Genomic DNA, 23935 nt, shown 5'->3' with positions numbered 1-23935 from the left:
GCTGCTTATTTTTTAGGCAATTTCCGGAAAGACGCTCGCCATGGCGCCGCTGCGGCCCATTCAGATTGGCAATATCAGTATCGCGGATCCAGTGATCCTCGCGCCGATGACGGGCGTCACCGACCTGCCGTTTCGCAAGATTGTCCGCCATTACGGTTCGGGGCTCAACGTCACCGAAATGATCGCGAGCCAGGCCGCGATCCGCGAAACGCGCCAGTCGATCCAGAAAGCCGCCTGGGACCCGGTGGAAGAGCCGGTGTCGATGCAGCTGGTCGGCTGTACCCCCTATGAAATGGGCGAAGCGGCGAAGCTCAACGAAGATCGCGGCGCCGCGATCATCGACATCAACATGGGCTGTCCGGTGCGCAAGGTCACCAATGGCGATGCGGGTTCGGCGCTGATGCGCGACCTGACTTTGGCCGCTGCGCTGATCAAGGCCTGCGTCGAGGCGGTGAGCGTGCCCGTGACGGTCAAGATGCGGATGGGCTGGTGTCATGACAGTCTGAACGCCCCCGAACTCGCGCATATCGCCGAGGATCTGGGCGCCAAGCTCGTCACGGTCCACGGCCGCACCCGCAACCAGATGTATCGCGGCGAGGCCGACTGGAGCTTCATCCGCAAGGTCAAGGATGCGGTTTCGATCCCGGTGATCGCCAATGGCGACATTTGTTCGGCAGATGACGCCCGCACCGCACTGGCGCAGAGCGGCGCCGATGGCGTCATGATCGGCCGTGGCGCCTATGGTCGCCCCTGGCTATTGGGTCAGGTCATGGCGGCACTGCGCGGGGAGGCCGAACGTCCCGACCCCGGTATCGACGAACAATATGACGTTATCACAACGCATTATCGTGCGATGATCGAGCATTATGGAGAGATGACGGGCGTCAATATGGCGCGCAAGCATCTCGGCTGGTACGTCAAGGGCATCCATGGTTCGGCCGAGTTCCGCAACAAGGTCAATCAAATCCCCAGCAGCCGCCAGGTGCTCGACGCGCTGGAAGAATTTTACGGCCCGTTCCTCAGCAAGGCTGCTGCGTGATCACCCCGACGTCGAGCATCCCGATGTTCGACCATGATGAGCTGATCCAGTCGCATCCCGTCGCAACTCTGTTGATCGACAAGGGCGGGGTCGTCCTGTTCGTCAACGCCGCCGCCGAACAGCTTTGCAATGTCAGCCGGTCGGCGATGGTCGGACGTGTCGTCTATGACGTCATCGGCATGGACCGCAGCTATCGCCAGCGGATGAACGATCCCGAGACGTCGGCGCTGTTCGCGCACCGCGCCGAAATCACCATCGGCGGTCGCAACTCCATCTTCGTCGACATGCAGATGGTGCCTTATGGTCAAAGCGGCCACCGCATCCTCGCGCTGCTGCCGTCGCAAAGCGAGGCCGAACTGCTCGGCGGCGCAATCGGCCGTTCGGGGCGCGCCGCGGGTGCTGCCGCGTCGATGCTGGCGCATGAGATCAAGAATCCGCTCGCCGGGATCAAGGGGGCAGCGCAGCTGCTCGCCCGCAACGCCGATGCCAATGGCGAACGCTTCACGACGTTGATCTGTGCCGAGGTCGATCGCATCACCACGCTGATCGATCAGATGGAGCATTTCTCGCGCGGTCAGCCGATCCACTGCACCCCGATCAACCTCTATCCGCCGATCCATCAGGCGATGGAGACGGTGCGTGCGCGCCAGCTTGCAGGCATCAGCTTCGGTGAGGATTTCGACCCGTCGCTGCCGCTCGTTCATGGCAATCATGACGCCATGGTGCAGATTTTGCTGAACCTTGTTACCAACGCCTGCGAAGTGCTGGCCGGGCGCGACGATGCGACGGTGCGGATCGCCACGGCCTATCGCCACGGCCTGTCGATCGACAAGGGCGATGGGCGCGGGCGTATCGCGCTGCCGATTGAGGTCAGCGTCAGCGACAATGGTCCCGGGGTTCCCGCCGACATTCGCGGCGATCTGTTCGATCCATTCGTGACCACCAAGCGCGAGGGACGCGGCCTCGGCCTGGCGCTCGTCGCCAAGCTGGCGCGCGACATGGGCGGGACGGTCCAGCATATGCGCGATGGGGATTGGACGCGCTTTCGCGTCCACCTGCCTGCCGCGCGCGGTTCGGCAGCGAAGGGGCAGCAACAGTGAGCGACGGCAAGACGATCCTGCTGGTCGAGGATGATCCGACTATCGCGATGATCATCCGTGAAACGCTGATCGATGAATGTGCGCGCTTCGCGTCGGTCGCCAGCATCGCCGAGCGCAACGCCTGGCTCGCCGATCATCGGCCTGACCTGATCATCACCGACGTCGTTCTGCCCGACGGCGACGGAATCGACTCGCTGCCCGGCGCCGGGGTCGATCCCGAAACGCCGGTGATCGTGCTGTCAGCGCAGAATACGCTGGATACCGCAGTGCGCGCGACGGGCATTGGCAGCTATGATTATCTGCCCAAGCCCTTTGATCTGGAAGAACTGACGACCAGCGTGCGCGCCGCCCTGCAGCGGGTGCGCGCCGAACCGGCGGCAAAGATCGATCCGGCGCAGGCCGACAGCCATGGGTTGGTCGGCCGTGCGCCAGCGATGCAGGCGGTCTATCGCACCATCGCCCGCCTCGCTTCGAACGACCTTGCCGTCCTCATCCTGGGCGAGTCGGGGACGGGCAAGGAAGTCGTCGCGCGTGCCATCCACGCGACGGGGCTGCGCCGGTCAGGGCCATTTGTTGCAATCAATATGGCGGCGATCCCACGCGAGTTGATCGAGGCGGAACTGTTCGGGCACGAGAAAGGTGCCTTTACCGGCGCCCACAGCCGTAACGCGGGCCGTTTCGAGCAGGCGGCCGGTGGCTCACTGTTCCTTGACGAAATCGGCGACATGCCGCTGGAGGCGCAGACGCGACTGTTGCGCGTGCTGCAAAGCAATGAATATTCGACCGTCGGCGGCAGCCAGGCGCTGAAGGCCAATGTCCGCGTCATCGCCGCGACCCATCGCGACATGCGCACTTTGGTCGCCGACGGCCGGTTCCGCGAAGATCTTTTCTATCGCCTCAACGTCATCCCGGTGACGCTGCCGCCACTGCGCGACCGGCGCAGCGATATAGGTGCGCTCGTTCGTCATTTCGTCGATGCGGGGCGCCATTCGGGCCTCCCCGACCGCCAGTTCGCCCCCGATGCGATGCAGATGCTCGAGCGCCACGACTGGCCGGGCAATGTTCGCGAACTGGGCAATGTCGTCCAGCGCCTCGCGGTCCTGTCGCGCGACACGATTGTCAGCGTCCGCGATGTCGAAGCCGTGCTGACCGCCAGTGGGGAAGGGGGACTGCCCCCCGCGCCCGCTGACAGTATCTCCCGCGCCGTTGATGATTGGGCGCGCGAACAACTCGCGGGTGACGAACAGGACGGCAGCATCCACAGCCAACTCGAAGCGATCGTCGAGGCGGCGCTGTTCCGCCGCGTCCTGCTCGACGTTCGCGGCAACCAGCTGGAGGCGGCGCGGCGCCTTGGCATTAACCGCAACACGCTACGCAAGCGGCTTGGTCAGCTCGATATCGACCCCGCCAACCCCTGACGCCAACCTCTGGCGTAAGTGTCCGTTTCGGCCGATTGACGATAATTTGCGGCAACGCGTGGCCGAAATGCACTTTGTGTGTTTTCTATGCAACAGGATTGTCGTAACGCAGCAACAATGGCGTCTCTAGCCCCCTTGCCTATCGATCGCGATTCCGGTGAACCGGATGTGCGTTCCAGCGGCTGGCAGTTCGCCGCGCCGGAATATTATACGCTGGCGGTCATCATCAGCGTCGCGATCGCGACCTATATTTTCGTCACGGGCGATGCGCAGAGCGAACGGCTGCTCACGCCGGCGCTCGTTGCGGCCATCATGGTCGCCAACCTTGTTCCCGCCATGGCGCTGATCGTGCTTGTCGGCAGTCGCGTCGCCCGCGCCCGCGCGGTGCGATCGATGGCGGGCGGCAATGGCCGCCTTCACGTCAGGCTCGTTGCGCTATTTTCGCTTATCGCCGCAGCGCCGACGCTGTTGGTGGTGATCTTTGCTTCGCTGTTGTTCCAATATGGCGTGGACTTCTGGTTCTCCGACCGATCGCGCGGCATGTTCGAAAATGCCGCCAGCCTCGCGCAGGGCTATTATCAGGAAAATCAGCGCGAAGTCGGCGCGAACACGATCGCCATGGCAAAAGATCTGGGCAGTTTCCTCTCGCGCGTGCCGATCGACGACCCCGATTTCTCCAACTATTATCTCCAGCAGGTGGTCGTCCGAAATCTGAATGAATCGGCGATTATCGAGATTGGCAGCGACGGGGTCGCGCGCACGCCGGCGATGATCGATCCCGACAATCGCGCCGCCGAAAACCGTATTTCGCCGTCGATGGTTAGCCGTCTTGATGCGGGCGAAGAGGTCGTCGTTGCCCGCCAGTCGGACCGGATCGAGGCTGCAACCCGGCTTCCCGGTCCCCGGCGCGCCTATCTCTATGCCTCGCGCGATGCCAATGTTCTGGGGCTTCAGCAGTTCGAGCGCGCGCGGACCGTGCTCGCCGATTATAACGGCCTGTTTCAGCGGTCGCAGCAATTGCAGTTGCAGTTCAACGGCGCGCTTTACCTCGGCTCACTCCTGCTCCTTGCGCTTGCCGTTGTGGCGGCGATCGTCGTTGCCGACCGCATCGTCCGTCCGCTTGGTACGCTGATCGGCGCGACGCGCACCGCTGCGGGGGGCGACCTTTCGGTGCGCGTGACTCCGCCCGCCAGCAATGACGAAATCTCGGTGCTGACCCGCGCCTTCAACCGCATGACCGAACAGTTGCAAGGACAGACCGGAGCGCTGGTCAGCGTCAATGAACAGCTGGAAGCGCGGCGCAGCTTCATCGAAGCGGTGTTGAGCGGCGTGTCGTCGGCGGTCGTTTCGGTCGATACCGACCATCGCATCCTGCTGGTTAACGCCGCAGCGGAACGGCTGATCGGCCAGCCGGCGGAGACGCTGACCGGTCAATCGCTCGCCGATGTCGCGCCCGAACTCGCCCGCCTGCTGACCGCCGACGAACGTGAGGCCATCGTGCAACTGGCGCGCAAAGACGCTGAACCGGCAACACTCGCGGCGAAGACGGTCGCACTGGGGGAAGGCTTCGTTCTCAGCTTCGAAGATATTACCCAGCAATTGCTCGATCAGCGCCGCGCCGCCTGGTCCGATGTGGCGCGGCGCATCGCGCACGAGATCAAAAATCCGCTGACCCCGATTCAGCTTGCTGCCGAGCGCCTGCAACGGCGCTTTGGCGACAAGGTGGAGGGTGATCAGGCGACCTTCCGTCGGTTGACCGATACGGTGATCCGACAGGTTCACGACATGCGGCGGATGGTCGATGAATTTTCCAGCTTCGCGCGCATGCCCAAGCCAACCTTCGGGGTGGAGGATGTTCGCGACATCCTGCGTCAGGCGGTGTTCCTGTTCGAGGTTGCAAAGCCCGATATTGCGTTCAGGATCAGCATGGCGGACGAAATCGAGCCGCTGGTCTGCGACCGCCGCCTTCTTTCGCAGGCGTTGACGAATATTGTCAAAAATGCGGTGGAAGCCATTGAAGAAAAAATAAAAAATCCCGGATCGACGCCCGTTGGCCATATCCGTGCAGAGCTGGAGCTGACGCCTGACGGCGAGATGGTCATTCGCGTCAGCGACGATGGCATTGGCCTTCCCGAAGCCCGTGAAGCGATTGCCGAACCGTATATGACGACGCGCCAGGGCGGCACCGGGCTTGGTCTCGCAATCGTGAAGAAAATCGTTGAGCAACATTATGGCGAACTGGATTTCGCTGACAATCCAGAGGGGCAGGGGACGCGCGTAACGCTGACGCTCCATCCCGACCGGCTGCGGCCGCTCGCGGGGCAGGGCGCCGATATGACTACAGGACAGATGGAATCCGTACCGGGGCGGATCAGGAACCGGCAGGATAGAGAAGATTATGGCGCTTGATATTTTAATTGTCGATGATGAGCGGGACATTTGCGAACTGGTGGCCGGCGTCATGGAGGACGAGGGCTATGAAGCGCGGACCGCGTCCGACAGCGACGCCGCGCTGGAGGCCATTCGTCAACGTCGTCCGTCGCTGGCGCTGATCGACGTTTGGCTTCAGGGATCGCGGCTCGATGGGCTGGGGCTGGTCGAGGCGATCAAGGCGTTCGACCCGACGTTGCCGATCATCGTGATCTCGGGCCATGGCGGGATCGATACTGCGGTTGCCGCGATCCGCCGCGGCGCCTTCGACTTCATCGAAAAGCCGTTCGAGGCCGAACGTCTGCTCCACCTCGTCGCGCGCGCGACCGAAAATGAGCGGCTGAAGTTTGAATATGAGCAGCTGCGCGAAAAATCGGGCCGGTCCGACGAACTGAACGGCACTAGCGCCGCGATCAACAATGTTCGCGCAACGCTGAAGCGCGTCGCCGGTACAGGCAGCCGGGTGCTGATCACCGGCGCTCCGGGGGTCGGCAAGGAGGTCGCGGCGCGCGTGCTACATGGTTGGAGCGGGCGACAAAATGCGCCGTTCCGCGTCATCTCATCGGCGCGCATGGATCCGGAGACGGTTGAAATCGAACTGTTCGGGTCGGAAGCGGACGATGGATCGATCCGCGTCGGCTTGCTCGAACAGGCGCATGGCGGGACCTTGTTCCTCGACGAGGTCGCCGATATGCCGCTGACGACGCAGGGCAAGATCTTGCGGGTGCTGACCGATCAGAGTTTCAATCGCGTCGGCGGACGAACGATGATCCGCGTGGATGTGCGGATCATTTCAGGTTCGGCGCGCGATCTCGTTACCGAAATCGCCGAAAACCGGTTCCGCGAGGATCTCTACTACCGGCTCAATGTCGTTCCGGTGCACATCCCGCCGCTGCGCGAGCGCCGCGACGATGTCGCCAGCCTGTGCGATCATTTCATCCGTCGCTATGCCGCTGATCGCCGTGTCCCGCCGCCCGAGGTCAGTTCTGATGCGATGGCGGCGTTGCAGGCACATGAATGGCCCGGCAATGTGCGTGAGCTGCGCAACGTTATCGAGCGCGTGATGATCCTGGCCCCAAGCGACCGGCTCGCGCGGATCGACGCCGACATGCTGCCGACCGAGCTGGTGCGCGGCGGGACCGATATTTTGCCCAACAGTGAATCGATCACTGCCATCCCGCTGAAGGAAGCGCGGGAGAATTTCGAACGCGAGTATTTACGTATTCAGATCAACCGTTTTTCGGGCAATATCTCGCGGACAGCCACATTTATCGGCATGGAGCGGTCGGCGCTGCACCGCAAACTGAAACTTTTGGGGCTTACCGAGAGTTCGGATAACGAGGGATAGGGCGCACAAGCCCTAGACCTGCGGCGCACTTTGCAGCATATTGCTTGCTCAGAAGACCAAAGACACCGGATCAACCGGAATCGCAATGCGGCTTTGCCGCCAAGAACAGGAGACCAATGTGTCCGATAAAAATCAGAATCTCCAAGATCTTTTCCTCAACGCCCTGCGCCGCAGCAAGACACCGGTCACGATGTTTTTGGTCAAGGGCGTCAAGCTCCAGGGCATCATCACCTGGTTCGACAATTTCTCGTTGCTGCTCCGCCGCGATGGACAGTCGCAGCTGGTCTACAAGCATGCGATTTCGACGGTGATGCCATCGCATGACTTCGATCTGTCGCTGCTTGGCAACAATATACGCGAAGTCCCGACCACCAAGGGCAAGGCGCTGCAGGATGTGTTCCTGAATGCCGTGCGCCGGTCGGATGAATCGGTGACGATGTTCCTCGTCAATGGCGTGATGTTGCAGGGCGACATTGTGGCGTTCGACCTGTTCTGCATGCTGCTCGAGCGTGAGCGGCAGGTGCAGCTGGTTTACAAGCACGCGATTTCGACGGTGCAGCCGAACGGTCCGATCAATCTTACCGATAGCGGTGAAACCGACGGCGAAGCGGACGACGCCTGATCGATCCCCAGACCCCCAGAATGACGGATAGCGTAGAAGAGGTTACGCGCGGCGCCGCCGCGCTGCTGGTTGTGCCCGAATGGCGCAGCCAGCGCCTCTCGCGCGATCTGGATGCGCGCGCCGAAGAGGCCCGGGGCCTGGCCATTGCGATCGGGCTGAACGTCGTCGGCGTCCACCCGCTTCGCCTGCGACAGACGCGCGCCGCAACCCTGCTCGGCGTTGGACAGATTGAGGCGATCAAGCCCGATATCGCGGCGAAAAATGTCCAGCTGGTGATCGTCGACGCGGCGCTGACCGCGATCCAGCAGCGCAATCTGGAAACCGCGTTCGAAACCAAGGTCATCGACCGTACCGGGCTGATTCTCGAAATTTTCGGCGAGCGCGCCGCAACCGCCGAGGGGCGGCTGCAGGTCGAACTCGCCCATCTCGACTATCAGGCGGGGCGACTGGTGCGCAGCTGGACCCACCTTGAACGCCAGCGCGGCGGCTTTGGCTTCCTCGGCGGCCCCGGCGAAACCCAGATCGAGGCCGACCGTCGAATGATCCGCGACCGCATGGCGCGCATCCGGCGGAGCCTGGAGGATGCGCGGCGCACGCGCCAGCTTCAGCGCGCGAAGCGGCAACGCGCGCCCTGGCCCGTGGTCGCGCTTGTCGGCTACACCAACGCCGGAAAATCGACATTTTTCAATCGCCTGACGGGAAGTGACGTCATGGCGGAAGATATGCTCTTCGCCACGCTCGACCCGACGATGCGCGAGATCCGCCTGCCGGGGATCGACAAGGCGATCCTGTCCGACACCGTGGGTTTTGTCTCCGATCTGCCGACCGAGCTGGTCGCAGCGTTCCGGGCGACGCTCGAGGAAGTGACGACCGCCGATCTGATCGTCCATGTCCGCGACATCGTTCATCCCGACAGCGACGCGCAATATGACGATGTGCGCGCGATACTTGACTCGCTGGGCGTCAACGGGCCGCAGGATGGGGAAGGGGATCGCGATACGCCCGCCGCCATCCCGCAGATCGAAATCTGGAACAAGATCGACACCGCCGATGCGGACCAGCGCGCCGCGATCGAGGAAATGGTGGCGCGGCGTCCCGACGTTGCGGCGATATCGGCGGTAACGGGCGAGGGTGTCGAGGCGGCGCGCGTCCTGATGGCGGCCCAATTGACCGCGCTACACGAAACGCAGCGGATATATCTGAGCTATGCGCAGGGCGAGGCGATGGCCTGGCTGCACGCGCGCGGCGAGGTACTGACCGATGAGCCTGCCGATGATGGCCATTGGTTGACCGTTCGGCTCGACCCCGCCGACCGCGCACGTTTCGAGCGGCTGTGGCCGACTGCTAGTTCCGCTCCGACGCTTTGACCGCTTGCCAATGCGCTTCCAGCGCATCGAGCGACAGTCCGGTCAGATTTCCGCCAACGCGATCTTCTATACTCTGGAATCGGCGTGCGAATTTGTCGCTGGCAGCGCGGAGTGCGCCTTCGGCATCGACGCCGAGATGGCGTGCGTAATTGACCACCGCGAACAGCAGGTCGCCGATTTCTTCGGTGCGTTCCTGTTCGTTGGCGGCGGCTTCTACTTCGGCCAGTTCCTCAACGATCTTGCCTCTAGGGCCTTCGACGTCGGGCCAATCGAAACCGACGCGCGCGGCGCGCGATTGCAGTTTCTGCGCGCGGAGCAGCGCGGGCAGCGACAATGCAACGCCGGCGAGCGCGCTCGCCGGGCCATCGACGTCGCGTTCGGCAGCCTTGATTTGTTCCCATTGCACCCGAACGTCGTTGGTTTTGGCTTCACCGAAGATATGCGGGTGGCGGCGCTCCATCTTGTCGCTGATCGCGGTGGCCACATCGTCGAAGCCAAACAAGCCGTGGTCGGTCGCGATTTGGCTGTGGAAGACGACCTGAAGCAACAGGTCGCCAAGCTCGTCACAGATGGCGTCGGGCTGGCCGCTGGCGATCGCATCGGCGACCTCATAGGCTTCCTCGATCGTATAGGGAGCGATCGTTTCGAAATTCTGGGCGAGATCCCATTCGCAGCCGCCATCGGGATTGCGCAACTGGCGCATGATCGCGCGCAGGCGATCAATGGGGGATTGCGGGACGCCGTTGGACATAGGATTATCCGATAATATATATTATGTTAAATTATTATGTGCACGAGCCGAAAAACCTCTCGCCTCATGCAAATATTTGCCAGGTCCGGATGACCAGAAATACGAGCCCGAAGATTGCGGTCCACGCGAGCGCCATCTTCATCCAGTCTTTCATCGGAAGCCGCCGCGCGAGCAGCGAACTCAGCACCAGCGCGAACGCGCCAGCGAACCAGATCATTTCGACCGCGGTGTCACCATTCATAACTGCACCTCCAGCCCGTCATAACCCGGTTCGACGCCCGGCGGCAATTCGTCCGCCAGATCGTCATAATCCATCGTATTGTCCATGTGGGTGATGATCGCACGCGGGTTCCCGACTTTTTCGAGGCCTGCGAGCGACATCGCCAGATGCGGATGCGTCGGGTGCGGATAGCGGCGCAATGAATCGATTACGAACAGGTCGACGCCCTGGAAAAACTCGACCATTTCATCAGTAAACTTCGAAAAATCAGTCGCATAGGCTATCTTGTGCGCACCGTCGCTGAAGATCAGTCCGGTCGCTTTGATCGGTCCGTGCGGCATTTCGATCGCCGACACTTCAATGGGACCAATCGATTGATGATCCATCAATTCGATCGGATCAACCGACGCAGGATAGCCTGCGTTGCCGGCAAAGGCATAGGTGAAGCGCCATTTCAGGATATCGAGCACATGGTCGCGGGCATAGGCGGGCACCGCCGAACGGCGCAAATGCATAATCTGGCGCAGGTCGTCGAGCCCGTGGCAATGATCGGCATGCTCGTGGGTCCAGATGACGGCATCGACCTCACCCACCTCGGCATCGAGCAATTGCAGGCGCATGTCGGGGCTGGTGTCGACGAGAATCCGAAAACCGCCGAGCGAGATCAGGATCGAGGCGCGGCTGCGCAGATTGCGCGGATTGTCGGGGTCGCACTGACCCCAGTCATTGCCGATGCGTGGAACGCCCGAAGAGGTGCCGCAGCCGAGGATGCGGACCTTCATGCGCTATATGACGTCATGCCGCCGCCTTGTTGAAAAGAGTGTAGAAATTGGCGCTTGTTGCTTCTGCGAGCGCATCTTTCTCCTCGCCGCGCAAGTTGGCGAGAAACGCCAGCGTGTCGGCGACGAACGCCGGCTCACCGGTCTTGCCGCGGTGCGGCACCGGGGCGAGGAAGGGGGAATCGGTTTCGATCAGCAGCCGCTCCTGCGGTAGCCATTTCGCGGTCGCCTGAAGCTCGGCGGCGTTCTTGAAGGTCACGATCCCCGAAATCGAGATATAAAGCCCGAGGTCGAGCGCCTTGCGCGCGAAATCGTCGCTCGCGGTGAAGCAATGGATCACGCCGGGGAAACTCGCCCTGCCCATCTCTTCGCCGAGCAGCGCCAGCGTATCTTCCTCGGCATCGCGGGTGTGGACGATGATCGGAAGCCCCGTTTGCTGTGACGCATGGATATGGCGGCGGAAACTGTCCTGCTGCCGCACACGGTCGCTCTTGTCGTAATAATAGTCGAGCCCGGTTTCGCCGATCCCGATCACGCGCGGGTGCGCGGCGCGTTCGACGAGCTTCTCGGTGTCGATATCGGGATGCTGGTCGGCATCGTGCGGATGGATACCGACACTCGCCCAGACATCGGTGTTCGCTTCGGCCGCGGCCAGCACATCGTCCCATTCGCTTTCGCGCGTCGCGATGTTGAGCATCGCGGTGACGCCGCGCTCGCGTGCGCGCGCCAGCACCTCATCCTGCTGTTCGGCCAGGCCCTTGTAATTGAGGTGGCAGTGCGAATCGACGAGCATCAGGTGGCGTCCTCCCCTTCCCCTTCGGGCAGTTCGAGGCGCGGGAAGATCGGCACCGGCTGGCCGACCACGAAGTCGCTCGCCGCGAGCTTCGCGAACCAGTCATTGTCAGCCAGCGCCTCATAATCGCGCGCATCGGCGGCGATCCCCATTTGATCGAGCAATTTGTCGGCCGCCGCCGGCACGACGGGGCGGATCGCGATCGCGAGCGTGCGGACGACCTGGAACAAGGTCATCAGCACCGCGCGCATCCGGTCCGGGTCGGTCTTGCGCAGCGCCCACGGCGCCTGTGTGTCGACATATTGGTTGCACGCGAACACCGCGCGCAGCCAATCCTCGATCCCCAGCGAGAAAGCGAGCTGCTCGAATTCGCGCGGCAGGCGAACCGTAGCCATGTCGCCAACGTCGGCGAGCAGGTCAATATCATCCTGCGCTGGCGTATAATCGGCCGATAAAGTGCCATCCAAATTCTTGAAAATCATCGACAAACTGCGCTGCGCCAGATTGCCGAAGCTGTTGGCGAGATCGGCATTGGTCGCACGGACGATCGCCTCGGCGGAGAAGGTGCCATCCTGCCCGAAGCTGACTTCGCGGAGCAGATAATAGCGCATCGGGTCGACGCCGAACTGTTCGGCGAGCGCCATCGGATCGACGACATTGCCGAGCGACTTCGACATTTTCTCGCCGCGGTTGAGCAGGAAGCCGTGGCCGAAGATTTGTTTGGGCAGCGGCAAATCGGCACTCATCAGGAAGGCAGGCCAGTAAACCGTATGAAATCGCACGATATCCTTGCCGATCATGTGAATGTCGGCGGGCCAGAAGCGCGCGAAATCGCCCTCGAGATCGGGATAACCGATGCCCGACAAATAGGTGGTGAGCGCATCGACCCACACATACATCACATGCCCAGGGCTGCCCGGAACCGGCACGCCCCAGTCGAAGCTGGTGCGCGAGACGCTGAGGTCTTTCAGCCCGCCCTCAACAAAGCGCAGCACCTCGTTGCGGCGGCTGTCGGGGCGCATGAAATCCGGCTGTTCGGCATAGAGCGCGAGCAACTTGTCCTGATAGGCCGACAGGCGGAAGAACCAGGTTTCCTCTGCGGTCCACTCGACCGGGGTGCCCTGCGGCGACAGGCGAACGCCGCCTTCACCGTCGGTGAGTTCGCTTTCGTCGTAAAACGCCTCGTCGCGGACCGAATACCAGCCTTCATAGCGGTCGAGATACAGGTCGCCCTTTGCCTCCATCGCGCGCCACAGCGCCTGCGATGCGGCGTGATGCGCGGGGCTGGAAGTGCGCATGAAATTATCATAGCTGATATTCAGCCCATCGCACATCGCACGGAAATATCCGGATATTTCATCAGCGAAATCGAGCGTTTCGCGGCCCGCCGCGCGCGCCGTCTGGACCATCTTCAGCCCATGTTCGTCGGTGCCGGTGATCAGGCGGACGTCGCGGCCGCGCGCGCGCTGGAACCGCGCCATGACGTCGGTGGCGATCGCCTCATAAGCATGGCCGATGTGCGGACGGCCGTTGGGATAGCTGATGGCGGTGGTGATATAATATGGGTCAGACATGCGCGCGCCTTAGCCGCTGGCGCGCGCGAGGGGAAGTATATCGTCGCCCCCGCGAAGGCGGCGCTATCTCGTTCGCGGCGCGAGTTCGGCCAGGCAGTTGCCGATCTCGAAACCGACCATCGCGCCGTCATAGGATCCGCGCACCGCATCGCGGACAGTGCGCTGTACCCGGTCCCATTGTGCGAGTATCGGCCCGATCTCCGCCACCGGCCGTTCGCGCGCCAGTTCGGCGAGCAGGCCGGGAACGATGTCGATGACGAGTTCGAGCCGCGTGCGGTTGGCGACGCCACTGACTTCGCGCGCCAGCGCTTCGCGCAGCCGGTTTCCGGGGTCGCCGCCGGCCGCGATCGCGCGCAATTTCTTTTCCATCACAGCGACGTCGCTGTCGATCAGCGCGATCGCCTTGCCCGGAACTCCGCCCGACGCCGCAGCGATCGCGCGCACTTCGGGCATCTCGAGCATCGGGCGCAATTCGTGCAGCCATGTCGTCATGACGTCAGTGGCAACAGGTTGAAAACGCAAGGTTCTGCACCGCGACCGGATCGTCGGCAGCAGCCGCCCCGGCGAATGGCTGACGAGCAGGAACAGGGTCTGCGCCGGGGGTTCCTCGAGCGTCTTGAGCAGCGCGTTGGCGCCGTCATTCTCGAGATCGTCGACCGCATCGACAATGATTACGCGCCAGTCACCGAGAGATAGCGACAGGTGCAGGCGGCGGATCATCTGGCGCACCTGATCGATCGTGATGTTGCGCGCGAGGTCCTTGCTCTTGTCCTTCGGCTGGCGCGTCAGCGACAGGATTTCAGGATGATTGCCCGCATCGACGAGCCGCGCCGCAGCGCCATCGCCGACATCGTCGAGCGCAACCGCCTGCCCGCCGCCGGCCCTGCCATGGGTGACGAGGAAACGCGCGACGCGCGCGGCGAAGGCCCCCTTCCCCATCCCCTGCGGCCCGGCGAGCAGCCAGGCGTGATGAAGCCGCCCGCCCTGCCACGCCTCCAGAAAGGCGCTGGTCGCGTCCTGATGTCCGATCATGGCAGCCACCCGGCGAGTTCGGCGAGGATCGTTGCCGTCACGGTATCGGCGGGCGCATCGGCGTCGATGACGCGCCAGCGATCCGGCTCGGACGCCGCCATATCGACGAAGCGCGCGGCGAGGCGCGCCTGATAGTCGGCGGGCTTGCTACCCATCCGGTCGGCACCGTCGGCATCGCGCGCCGACAGCCGCCGCGCGGCCTCGTTGGCGCTCACGGTCAGCAGGAAGGTGCGGTCGGGGAGCAGACCCTGCGAGCCGAAACCGTGGAGCGCCATGATGTCGGCGTCGGTGATGCCGCCGCCGCCGCCCTGATAGGCGCGGGTCGAATCGACGAAGCGGTCGCAGATCACCCAAGCGCCGCGCTCCAGCGCCGGGCGGATCGTCCGCGCGACATGGTCGGCGCGTGCGGCGGCGAAGAGCAGGGCCTCGCTGCGCGCGTCCCAGCGATCGTCGGCGCCCTCCATCAATAGCGTGCGGATCGCTTCAGCGCCTGCGCTGCCGCCGGGCTCGCGCGTCGCGACAACCTCGATGCCATACGCGGCGAGCGCTGCGGCGAGTGCGCGAATCTGGGTTGATTTCCCGACCCCTTCGCCACCCTCGAGCGTGATGAAACGCCCGCTCACAGGCCGGTCAGCCGGTAAAATCCGGTGCGCGTTCGCGCCCACCCGCCGCCCGCGCCGACATCGGCCGCGGCGAGCAAAGGCGTCGTCTGTGGCGGCAAGCCGTCGGGGGTGACGATCAGATCGGCGATCGGTGTTCCGCGTACGACCGGCGCGGATAGCGGAGCTTGGGTGCGCATGACGGCGCGATAGCCGCCGGCATAGCCCTTGGGAACCGTCATGCGGACCGCCATGCCGGTTTCGGCGGCGACGGTCGGCGCAGCACCCTTCCCTACATCGATGCGGCCAAGGCTGGCGCCTGCGGGGACAAGTTCGCGCCCCTCCCATTGTTCGAAACCCCAGGTCATCAACCGTTCGGCCTCGTCGCGGCGCGATTTTTCGCTGCCCATGCCGGCGACCACCATGATCAGGCGGCGCCCATCGCGTTTCGCCGAGCCGAGGAAGCAATAGCCCGCCTCGGCCGTGTGCCCGGTTTTGAGGCCATCGGCACCGACGAAGCGGCCCAAGATCGGATTGCGGTTCGACTGGACGATCGGTTCGCCGCCCGGCGCCTTGCCGTGCTGGAGCTTGGGGATCGAGAAATAACGGGCATATCCACCCGGATGGTCGCGGATCAGCCGGTCGGCGAGCGTGATGAGGTCGGCGGCGCTGACCTTGGTCACCCCGCCATCGGGCCAGCCGGCGGGATTGCCGAACCGGCTCGACGCCATACCAATCTTGCTCGATACAACATTCATTCGCTTGACGAATTCCTCTTCGCTGCCGTCGATCCCGACCGCGAGGAGCGCCGCTGCGTCATTGCCCGAAACGGTGATCAGCCCCTTGAGCAGCTCGTCGACCGTCACTTTCTCGCCGGGGCGCAGGAACATCGTCGACCCGCCGCGGCTGCCGTTCCATTTCTTCCAGATCGCCTCGGTCATCGTGAATGGCTTGTCGCGCGACAATTCGCCCTTCTTGATCAGGTCGAGCACGACATAGGCGGTCATCACCTTCGCCATCGAAGCGGGTGCAAAGCGCTTGTCGGCGCCGCGCGAGAAGAGGATCGCGCCCGAATCGAGGTCCTTCAGCATCACGATCGGCGCCTGGGTGATATAGAGCGGGCGGCTGACCGGTGCGGGAGCGCCTTTCTTGCTGCCCGCCGATGCTGCGGGCAGCGCGGCGGCAAGCGCCAGCGCGGCGAGTGCCGCCGCCCCGCCCTTCATCATGATGTTCGTGTGCCGCATGCGCCGGATCGTCACCGGTCGCGCATGATCACAGCGTCGCCGAACCCCTTGACTTTCGCCTTGCCGAGCGCGGCCCGCGCGTCGGCGTCGCTGACGAACGGGCCGATGCGCACGCGCCACAAATTGCCCGCCTTGGTCACCGTACCGCCGACCGATTTGGCGGCGGCGTTGGCGCGGGCCTCGCTGCTGAACGCCGCGACCTGAACGATATGGCTGCCGGTGGAGGCGGGCGCGGGCTTTGCGGTGGGCGGTGCGGCTGGTTTGATCGCTGGTGCGGGTTTGGGGCCCGATCCTTCGATGACGAAGCGATCGGCACCGGGCTTGATATTCCCCGACGCAATCGGGGCCGCAGGTTGCGCCGTGACAGCGGCAGTCGGCGCTTTCGCGGGAACGGGCAGCGCTTTCATCTTGTTGCGCAGGATGGCGAGCAGCGAATCCGGCGTCGCGATCCGTTCCGTCGCGGGCTTACCCGCGCGCAGTTGCGCCTTTTCGGACGCGGGCGGGTTGGTCCGGCGTACACGCACGGCGGCAACCTCGCCGGTGAGTCCCAACTGTTCGGCTGCGCCGCGCGACAGGTCGATCAGCCGATCATTGACCATCGGCCCGCGATCGTTGACGCGCACCAATATCGTCCGTCCGGTATCGAGCGCAGTCACTTCGACATAGCTCGGCAACGGCAGGGTCTTGTGCGCGGCGCTGATCCCCGCGGGATCGAAGCTCTCATCAATCGCGGTCGGCTGCCCGGCGCGTTCGTCGCCATATAAACCCGCATAGCCGACATCGTCATAATCAGGGATATCTGCGGGGGTGTAAGTGACGCCGCCGATCGTGAAGGGCGCGCCAAGCGTGGCGGCGCCGTCGACAACGCCATTCGTCACCGGAACCGGTCCTGCCTCACGCTTGCCGTCAACACGCGCACAGCCGCCGAGCAGCAGCATGGCCCCGGCGATCAGCGCCCCGCTTTTAACGATCGATTTCATCCGCCAGCAACCCCACAGAAAGTGCGTAAAAATTGGAACAATTATAATCCAATATCGCACGATAGTTACCGGTCAACAAATAGGCGGTTTTTCCGGGGCCATCGGGTTCGAGAAGCACGGCCTGGACTTTTCCGTCGGGCCAGTTGCCGCTGACCGGCTGAATCCCGTCAGCGCGCCATTCGGCCATCGAACGCCAGCGGCTGTGGCGTTCGAACACGCGCGCGCAGCGGGTGGGGGCGAGGCGCGATGCGACGCGCGCGCGGTTAAACCCGTCGGGGACGCGCACAGCGACACCCCACGGCTGTCCGGCACGCCATCCGGCGCGGCGCAGATAGGCGCCGATCGATTCGATCGCATCGGCTTCGCTCGACCAGATGTTCGCGCGCCCGTCGCCGTCGCCGTCCTCGGCTACAGCCAAATAGACCGACGGCAGGAACTGCGGATAGCCAAAGGCCCCTGCCCAGCTGCCCTTCAGCGCACTGCGCGGCACCCCGCGCTCGACCATTTGCAGCGTCGCGAGGAATTCGGGCTCGAACAGGCTGCGCCGGCGGCCTTCATAGGCGAGCGTCGCGAGCGCCTCGGGCAGGTCGAAATTGCCGGTCACCTGGCCATAGGCGGTTTCATGCCCGTATATTGCGATCATGATGCTGGTCGGAACCCCGGTGCGCTGCTCGATCCGCGACAGCAAAGGCAACAGCCGGTCGTGGACGCGGCGGCCGCCGTTGATCCGCGCGGCATCGACATGCTTCGCCTTATAGGGCGCGAAGGCCGGGATCGGCGTATTGTTGCTTGGCGGGCTGCCCAGATTGTCGCGGTCGAGCGCGATGACGCGCGGGTTATAACGCAGCCCTGCGGTCACCCGGTCGAACGTCGTGCGCGACACGCCGCGCGCCTGCGCCTTGGGCCACAGCGACTGGACATAATTATCGAAAGCGGGGTCACCGCTTTGCGCGTGGAGCGGCGCCGATGCCGTGAGCATCCATGCCGAAAGGATGACGCCCAACGAAGAGAAAAGGCGTCCGGTTCTGAATTGGCTAGCGCGTGTCATGTCCCACCCATAAGCAATGTCTGGCATAGATGCACGCGCCTTGGCCACCCGGGGACAAGGCAAGCCGAGTCATTCGCGCGGCGGATGGAGCCCGCAAGGTTTTTGCTTGCTGCGAGACGTGCGGACGCTATGGCGTCGGGCAACGGACAGGTGGCCGAGTGGTTTAAGGCAGCGGTCTTGAAAACCGCCGTGGGTGCAAGCTCACCGTGGGTTCGAATCCCACCCTGTCCGCCACCCCTCCAATGAAATCAGCTACTTAACTTCATTTTTCTGTCGTGCCATAAGGGATGCCCTACCCGATGTTTTTTGTATTTTAGCTGCGACAGGTTTCGATCAGCGCCGCGTCTCTTTGCAGACGTGGATATCGATGTTCGGGTCGAATTCGCATTTGTAGCCGCATTCATAATCGCCCCTGTCTGGATCAGGAAGCGACCGCAGCTCGCTTATCGCCGCGCTTTGACATAGCTCGAACGTCTTAAATCCCTTGATGGTCTTGGATGTAGTCAGGTCATTGCCATTCGGGTAAATGAACGCATCCCATTGGTTGGGCCGCTGGTCGCAGCTTGCGAGCGAGAACCCGGCCAGAGCGATCCATCCAATGCGAAGTGGCCCAGACTTGAAGCTACCATCAGCGGATCTCTCACCCATATACTTTACCGCATTTAATGTTCGCGGCTGCCTCGGCGTGCTCTTGGTCCAACGGCACGTCCTGAAAATCCGGAACTATGTTTGCAGGGATAAGAACGCCCCCTATTTCAACCGGCGGTTCGTTGCTTCGGTCGACTTTTGGCTGGTTCCGCCGCTCCTCGTAGGCCTCCACTTCCTGCTCCCACGCCGCCATCTGCGCATCAATGCATTGCTCAAGCGGCGTCTGGCTGCACGAGCTCGCAAACACAGCGCCTGTCGCTGCTAACGCCACTGCGGTAGATTTAATTGCCCTGTTCGTCATTGCATGCCCTCCCCTACCTTCATTGTGCCTCACGCTCAAAGACTTCGCAACGGGGCCATTTCTCGACACGCAGACATCAAATTGCTCCCAAAGGAGCCAGCCTCATCACGTTGATCGCAAGATCGATCAGCGACATGACAAACCACATTGCACCCGCGATCACCGCAAGACCTAAACAGACTAACGCCGCATCGACCGTCGTCTTGTGGGCGCTCATATCAAACCTCGACGGCGCAGAACGCTTTGGACATTGAGGGTGGTTCGCGTGTCCGCAAATGCCAACTCCACAATCTTATGCGCGATGGGGTCGTTGACAGTGCCAAGGGCCAGTCTCATCGATCGCAGTTTCATCATCCCCATCGACCAGCACGACGAACCAGTCGCCATCGGGATCGGGGCCGCGCACCTCATAAATCATGATTGATCTCCGATAGCCATCTGTAGCCAGTTGCCTCGTCGCGAAACGGGGTGATGATGCCGCCCCATCGATCGGTTGAGAAGTAGGTATAGCCCCGGCAGCCGGGTTTCAACTTGCATGGCTTGTTGCGCCGGTTGTGAAGGCAGAAGTCAGGGCCGACCTTTTCGATCAGCGCGGCAATGTCGATTGGCTGTTGGCGTCCGCACCGTGAGCAGCAAGCGAACGCCTTAACTCCTAGCGCCAGCATCTTGCCAAGTGTCGGCGCCCATCCAATGTCTCGCCGTCCTCGATTGCCCATTGGACGACGCTAACGATGTTCTCGCCTTGTTCGCAATGATTCGGTGAGGTGGCCCCGCCGCATGGGTCGCGCAGCGGCGGGGTTGGCACGCATTTGCCGCGGATTGGTGAAAATTTGGTTACGCTCAGTTTGCCGCATCCCACGGGCGCCCAAATTCCCGCTCTGCCCATTGCGGCTCGTCATGGGGATGCTCGGCTAACCAGCGGGCGCCGAAACGCTCCCATGCGGCTTGCGCGGCATCGCGGTCGGGCTTGCCGTATTTGTCGCATGCAACGCCAATTTCGGGCAGCTCGTCAAAAAAGTCTCGCCCGCAATCGAAGATAGCGGCCCAAACTGGATAGGCCTTCGCGTCATCGGGGCGGCGCTTATCGAGCCTTCGTTTTACCGGCATGGCTCACCCCCTGCCGCGTCGGCAAGTTCACTGCGCAGCTTGACAGCTATCGGCCACCAATGAGCGCCACCTGTGCCGCTTGGATAAGGGCAAGGCCCGGTCGCCTCGATTGGCGATGGATGCTGCCACGGCTTTATTCCCCAAAGCTGGCGGATCGCCTTTTCGTCACCAGCGACAAAAGCCGCGATGACGTCGGGGTTCAACGGATATTCGCGCGTTTTTGCTGCGCGGCGCTTAGTCGGCATTTGCGCCCCTCCTGTTCGATAGGAGCGCGGGCGGGCGCGGTGCCTCGCTCGGCGCGCCGGTGTCCAAATCAAGTTCACGGACAAGGCGGGCAAAGGCGGTGCGCGCGTCGCGTTCCATTGCGACGGCGGGGTGCGCCCGGATCGTTCCCCGCTCATCGGTGAACGTCAGGCCACCGTGCGCGGTCAAGGCCTCACCAGCCTGCCGCATTCGCATCCACGCCTCGCAAGCCGCTTGCAGCAACCGCAAATGGTGGGGTTCGAGCGTATAGTCGCGCAGCACGTCACGCCACCACGCGGCAGCGTCGGGCGACAGGTGGGCGGGCGGTTCAACAGTGGTCATGGCTCACCCCCCTCGCGCGGGCGGGACGAACCGGGGCGCCGTTTGTGAAAGTTACAGTTCCCCAGCGCCAGAGAAGGGTTTAGGTCTGAAAGTTCAATCGCCCCCCCCGGTGGGTGCCGCCGATCAAGGATCAAAGCGGCGGCACCCTGCGCTTCGCCAATAGGATGGCTTGCGCGGTCCCCAGATGGACGGGGTAGACAATCAAGCCGCATGGTGGATCGGTGCGGCAAAGCTGGCACGGCACCCTTCACGGGCGGCGGCGGTCATATGTTCGGCCATTTCGACCGTAACCTCGCCGAATAGCGAGATAAAAGATTGTTCGATCAATTCGCGCGGTGATCTGGCGTGTTTCGGGCCGACGACGAACGCTTGCATCTGCCTGTTGCCGGTAGCCTTCACGCGCTTGATGCGCATGGCGAGAACGTCGGAGCGGTCAATGTCGATGCCGCGCTGTTCCAATACTAGGTAGCGCAAATCAGCATAGGCCACTGCCATGTCGATGCGCGGGGCTTCGTCGAGGCTGACGTCGATAATGTCACGGGCGCGCGTCATGCGGCACCGATGCGGCGCAGGGCGCGGCGATGCGCGAGAAATTCGTCGGGCGTCATCGCGGCCAAAGCCTTGGGATTAAGCAACGCCTCCACAGTCGTCATGCGCTGGTCGAGCTGGCCAAGACATTCGTCGGTCGTCGCGACGGCGGCGCCAAGCGAGCGCGCAAGCATCTCGTCGGCTCCCTCTCCTTTCACGACGCGGTCGAGTTCGGCAACCACGGCGTTGGAGACCGGGCGTTCGAGCTTCACGACGCGCGTCGCGCGCATGACATACTGCCGGTCGAGCGCCTTGATTGTCTCGATTGAGCATTCCTGATTGCATGGGATCGTGACCGCGCTGAGTTCATGCCAGGACCATCGGGTATAGTTGCGCCCGCCAGTCGGCAGGGCTTTCCAGTCCAACGGCTGGAAGCCGATGCTGGTGCCGCGAACGAGATTGGCCTCAATGGAATCCCATACCTCGTCGAGACGGTCCTTAAGGCGACCGGGGGTTTTAACCTCGGCAATGCGGGCGCGAAATTCGATGCCCTTTGCCGAAACATTGGCGTGCGTCACGCGGCCAATCGGTGCCGATGCGTCGTGCTGCCAGAGCAATGGCAACGGCAGCGTAAATTCCGCTCCCTCAGGCGAGACAATATCCCCGGCGCGATCAAGCGATGGCGTCGAAGCTAGGCCAGAAATTTCACGGGCAGCACCGGGCGCCCGCTTAATCTCCAGCGTCGAATAGGCCCGGATCATCATGACGCCGATCCCGCCGCGATGCCGGTCAGCAATGCCACCGAGCCGGGGCGCGTCCGGATCCAGTTCTGGCGCAGCAAGGCGGCGATAGCCGTTCCGTTTACTTGCCAAAGGTTGATCATATTCGCGCCGGTTGGCTCTACCGAATCCATGGTCGGGGCGTCGTCGAATTGGATCGAAGCATGGCGGGCGGTCTTGAGTTCGGTCCCGGCTTCGTCCGATGTATAGGTGATGCCGCTCGGATCGATCAGGGCAAGGTCATAGGTGTCGCCTGCGCCCATCGGCACATAGCGCGATGCAAGGGCCGGGATGCCTGCAATCTCACCGCCGCGAGCGCCGATGTTGGGATATTCGATGCCCGAAATCTGGACGAACAATTCGGGCCTCCCGACGAAATATGCGGCGGTCAGGTCGCCCGCGAACGTGCGGGTGAGGGTTTCAATCGATTCCGTGAAATCGCCGCCCGACGTTACAGCGGTTATGCCGTTCGTGACGGCGGCGGGTTGTTCGCCCGGGGTGCCGCTGTTGCCCGGGTCGATAAACGCGGTGTCGCTCGCCTCGACGATGGCGCTAATCAAATCAGCGCGGATCATGCTTTCGGCGGCGGGGTCGGCGCTGGACGCGAGTTCTTCGGTAAGAACGGTGAGCGCCGCAATCTTGAGCGTTTCCAAAGAATCGCGCGCGAAGGTCATGCCGCGCATCGCCATGGCGCCGCCCTCGGCAATCCACGATGCAGTCGCGCCCGACGATACGCGCAAAAACGGGGTCAGCGGGGGAACGCGGCGCAGGCCCGGCAGGCGCCCGATGATTGTGCGCTCGCGTACCAGACCCAGAAAATCGGCGGCGGCGGCACCGTATTCGCTCACCAGTTCTTCGCCCCAGCCTGCGGTATCGCCCGCGCTGACCGCCCCTTTCAAGATGCGATGCACTTGCGAGCCTTCGCCCCAGCGCGATGCCGCATAGGCAGCGGCGTTGCCAACGTCTTTTCCGACAGCCAGCGCCATCGCATAACGAACGAAAGTTGAGCCTTTCGGCAAGCTAGAAACAGTCATAATCACCTCCAATTCTGCCGATGTTTTAGCCGATCGGTGGCGCCGTTTCAGGGTGGCTACGGGTGGCTGCGGGGGGTTGCGGGAAACTATTTTGAGGCTTTTTCCAGATATTCGGCCAAGGTGGCGAGCGCGTAGATCGGACGTCCGGCGCGCTTGATTGATGGCAACCGGCCATCACCTGAGCGCCAGTTCGCCAGCGTCTTAGGAGCATGGCCAATCAGGGTTGCCGCATCGGCTTCGCGCACATAGTGGTCCGCCGAAATCCAGATGCCGCGCTCGCTGATCGTACGGCGCAAGTCGTCCATGAACGATCCTGCCACCAGTTGCGGCGCGATGCCGGTGCCGTGACAGTGCGGGCAGGCTCTCACCTGGTTAGTCTCCGGCAACCGCCCGCAGCGCGCCAGCGGGCAATCCATTCGGCGGGGTCAAATCTATTGGCATTCATAGTGTCAAAACTCCCATGGTTGGATGCTTTGCGCGAGTGATCTGCCCCCTTCTGAGTGGTCCAAAATTGATGATATTTTGGATTACGAAGGAGATTATGAATGCCGAGCAAGAAGCATCGCCCGGAAGAGATTATTGGCAAGCTGCGTGAAGCGGAGGTTGTGC

Annotated in this window: 25 protein-coding genes and 1 tRNA gene; 8 read left to right on the top strand and 18 right to left on the bottom strand. The window is 62.9% G+C overall.

The genetic code is table 11. The annotated features are described in order from the left end of the window. Nucleotides 1-40: 40 nt before the first annotated feature. The 7 genes from dusB (at nt 41) to hflX (ending at nt 9324) form a co-directional block, all read left to right on the top strand. Nucleotides 41-1039 carry a tRNA dihydrouridine synthase DusB gene (dusB, locus tag CDQ91_RS00125; protein WP_088470698.1) on the top strand — a complete coding sequence of 333 codons (999 nt, stop codon included), beginning with the start codon at nt 41-43 and terminating at the stop codon, nt 1037-1039. After that, nucleotides 1036-2139, top strand: a complete 1104-nt coding sequence (locus tag CDQ91_RS00120; protein ID WP_088470697.1) for a two-component system sensor histidine kinase NtrB — start codon at nt 1036-1038, stop codon at nt 2137-2139. Before dusB ends, CDQ91_RS00120 begins: the two co-directional genes overlap by 4 nt. After that, nucleotides 2136-3557, top strand: coding sequence for a sigma 54-interacting transcriptional regulator (locus tag CDQ91_RS00115; protein ID WP_088470696.1), 1422 nt, complete (start codon nt 2136-2138; stop codon nt 3555-3557). Before CDQ91_RS00120 ends, CDQ91_RS00115 begins: the two co-directional genes overlap by 4 nt. Before the next feature lie 168 nt (nt 3558-3725). Beyond that, nucleotides 3726-5966, top strand: coding sequence for a sensor histidine kinase (locus CDQ91_RS00110; RefSeq protein ID WP_237245751.1), 2241 nt, complete (start codon nt 3726-3728; stop codon nt 5964-5966). Continuing rightward, entirely contained in the window at nt 5956-7335 is a 1380-nt protein-coding gene (gene ntrX / locus CDQ91_RS00105; RefSeq protein ID WP_088470694.1) for a nitrogen assimilation response regulator NtrX, read from the top strand. The genes CDQ91_RS00110 and ntrX overlap by 11 nt, the downstream gene beginning before the upstream one ends. A gap of 118 nt (nt 7336-7453) precedes the next feature. Next, nucleotides 7454-7957 carry an RNA chaperone Hfq gene (gene hfq / locus CDQ91_RS00100; protein WP_237245750.1) on the top strand — a complete coding sequence of 168 codons (504 nt, stop codon included), beginning with the start codon at nt 7454-7456 and terminating at the stop codon, nt 7955-7957. A 20-nt stretch (nt 7958-7977) separates the two neighbouring features. Next, nucleotides 7978-9324 (top strand): GTPase HflX, encoded by a 1347-nt coding sequence (hflX, locus tag CDQ91_RS00095; RefSeq protein ID WP_088470692.1) that lies wholly within the window; start codon nt 7978-7980, stop codon nt 9322-9324. Here the strand turns inward: hflX and mazG are convergent. The 10 genes from mazG to CDQ91_RS00050 form a co-directional block, all read right to left on the bottom strand. Next, nucleotides 9302-10075 (bottom strand): nucleoside triphosphate pyrophosphohydrolase, encoded by a 774-nt coding sequence (gene mazG / locus CDQ91_RS00090; RefSeq protein ID WP_088470691.1) that lies wholly within the window; start codon nt 10073-10075, stop codon nt 9302-9304. The two genes, hflX and mazG, sit on opposite strands and share 23 nt — an antisense overlap. Before the next feature lie 64 nt (nt 10076-10139). Further along, complete coding sequence (locus CDQ91_RS21175; protein ID WP_158213578.1) at nt 10140-10316, bottom strand: hypothetical protein; 177 nt, start codon at nt 10314-10316, stop codon at nt 10140-10142. After that, nucleotides 10313-11077, bottom strand: coding sequence for an MBL fold metallo-hydrolase (locus CDQ91_RS00085; protein ID WP_088470690.1), 765 nt, complete (start codon nt 11075-11077; stop codon nt 10313-10315). Before CDQ91_RS00085 ends, CDQ91_RS21175 begins: the two co-directional genes overlap by 4 nt. A 13-nt stretch (nt 11078-11090) precedes the next feature. Then, on the bottom strand, nt 11091-11867 hold the full coding sequence (locus CDQ91_RS00080; RefSeq protein ID WP_088470689.1) for a TatD family hydrolase: 777 nt from the start codon (nt 11865-11867) through the stop codon (nt 11091-11093). Continuing rightward, nucleotides 11867-13441 carry a methionine--tRNA ligase gene (gene metG, locus CDQ91_RS00075; RefSeq protein ID WP_088470688.1) on the bottom strand — a complete coding sequence of 525 codons (1575 nt, stop codon included), beginning with the start codon at nt 13439-13441 and terminating at the stop codon, nt 11867-11869. Before metG ends, CDQ91_RS00080 begins: the two co-directional genes overlap by 1 nt. Before the next feature lie 63 nt (nt 13442-13504). After that, nucleotides 13505-14473 carry a DNA polymerase III subunit delta' gene (locus CDQ91_RS00070; protein ID WP_237245749.1) on the bottom strand — a complete coding sequence of 323 codons (969 nt, stop codon included), beginning with the start codon at nt 14471-14473 and terminating at the stop codon, nt 13505-13507. Continuing rightward, entirely contained in the window at nt 14470-15096 is a 627-nt protein-coding gene (gene tmk / locus CDQ91_RS00065; protein ID WP_088470686.1) for a dTMP kinase, read from the bottom strand. Before tmk ends, CDQ91_RS00070 begins: the two co-directional genes overlap by 4 nt. Beyond that, the gene (locus CDQ91_RS00060; RefSeq protein WP_237245748.1) at nt 15093-16316 is read right to left on the bottom strand and encodes a D-alanyl-D-alanine carboxypeptidase family protein; all 1224 of its coding nucleotides are present in this window, start codon (nt 16314-16316) and stop codon (nt 15093-15095) included. Before CDQ91_RS00060 ends, tmk begins: the two co-directional genes overlap by 4 nt. Nucleotides 16317-16327: 11 nt before the next feature. After that, nucleotides 16328-17296, bottom strand: a complete 969-nt coding sequence (locus tag CDQ91_RS00055) for a septal ring lytic transglycosylase RlpA family protein (protein ID WP_088470685.1) — start codon at nt 17294-17296, stop codon at nt 16328-16330. Further along, nucleotides 17280-18275, bottom strand: coding sequence for a lytic murein transglycosylase (locus tag CDQ91_RS00050; RefSeq protein WP_237245799.1), 996 nt, complete (start codon nt 18273-18275; stop codon nt 17280-17282). Before CDQ91_RS00050 ends, CDQ91_RS00055 begins: the two co-directional genes overlap by 17 nt. Nucleotides 18276-18488: 213 nt before the next feature. Between CDQ91_RS00050 and CDQ91_RS00045 the strand changes: the two genes are divergently transcribed. After that, nucleotides 18489-18578: transfer RNA gene (locus CDQ91_RS00045), tRNA-Ser, on the top strand. A gap of 406 nt (nt 18579-18984) precedes the next feature. Here the strand turns inward: CDQ91_RS00045 and CDQ91_RS00035 are convergent. From CDQ91_RS00035 to CDQ91_RS00005, 8 genes are all read right to left on the bottom strand, one after another. Beyond that, nucleotides 18985-19293, bottom strand: a complete 309-nt coding sequence (locus tag CDQ91_RS00035; protein ID WP_088470682.1) for a hypothetical protein — start codon at nt 19291-19293, stop codon at nt 18985-18987. Between the two features lie 76 nt (nt 19294-19369). After that, nucleotides 19370-19510 (bottom strand): hypothetical protein, encoded by a 141-nt coding sequence (locus CDQ91_RS21170; protein ID WP_158213577.1) that lies wholly within the window; start codon nt 19508-19510, stop codon nt 19370-19372. 623 nt (nt 19511-20133) lie between these two features. Next, nucleotides 20134-20400, bottom strand: a complete 267-nt coding sequence (locus tag CDQ91_RS00030; protein WP_088470681.1) for a hypothetical protein — start codon at nt 20398-20400, stop codon at nt 20134-20136. Between the two features lie 234 nt (nt 20401-20634). Then, nucleotides 20635-20985, bottom strand: coding sequence for a P27 family phage terminase small subunit (locus CDQ91_RS00025; RefSeq protein WP_088470680.1), 351 nt, complete (start codon nt 20983-20985; stop codon nt 20635-20637). A gap of 201 nt (nt 20986-21186) precedes the next feature. Continuing rightward, nucleotides 21187-21537, bottom strand: coding sequence for a hypothetical protein (locus tag CDQ91_RS00020; protein WP_088470679.1), 351 nt, complete (start codon nt 21535-21537; stop codon nt 21187-21189). After that, complete coding sequence (locus CDQ91_RS00015; RefSeq protein WP_088470678.1) at nt 21534-22277, bottom strand: HK97 family phage prohead protease; 744 nt, start codon at nt 22275-22277, stop codon at nt 21534-21536. Before CDQ91_RS00015 ends, CDQ91_RS00020 begins: the two co-directional genes overlap by 4 nt. After that, complete coding sequence (locus CDQ91_RS00010) at nt 22274-23326, bottom strand: phage major capsid family protein (RefSeq protein WP_144036642.1); 1053 nt, start codon at nt 23324-23326, stop codon at nt 22274-22276. Before CDQ91_RS00010 ends, CDQ91_RS00015 begins: the two co-directional genes overlap by 4 nt. A gap of 86 nt (nt 23327-23412) precedes the next feature. Next, complete coding sequence (locus CDQ91_RS00005; RefSeq protein WP_088470676.1) at nt 23413-23631, bottom strand: hypothetical protein; 219 nt, start codon at nt 23629-23631, stop codon at nt 23413-23415. Nucleotides 23632-23935 lie beyond the last annotated feature (304 nt).

Origin of the sequence: Sphingopyxis witflariensis, assembly GCF_002205635.1 — a bacterium.
GTDB classification, from domain to species: domain Bacteria; phylum Pseudomonadota; class Alphaproteobacteria; order Sphingomonadales; family Sphingomonadaceae; genus Sphingopyxis; species Sphingopyxis witflariensis.
The sequence above is the reverse complement of the archived record's forward strand: the minus strand, read 5'-3'. Positions and strand labels throughout refer to the sequence as shown.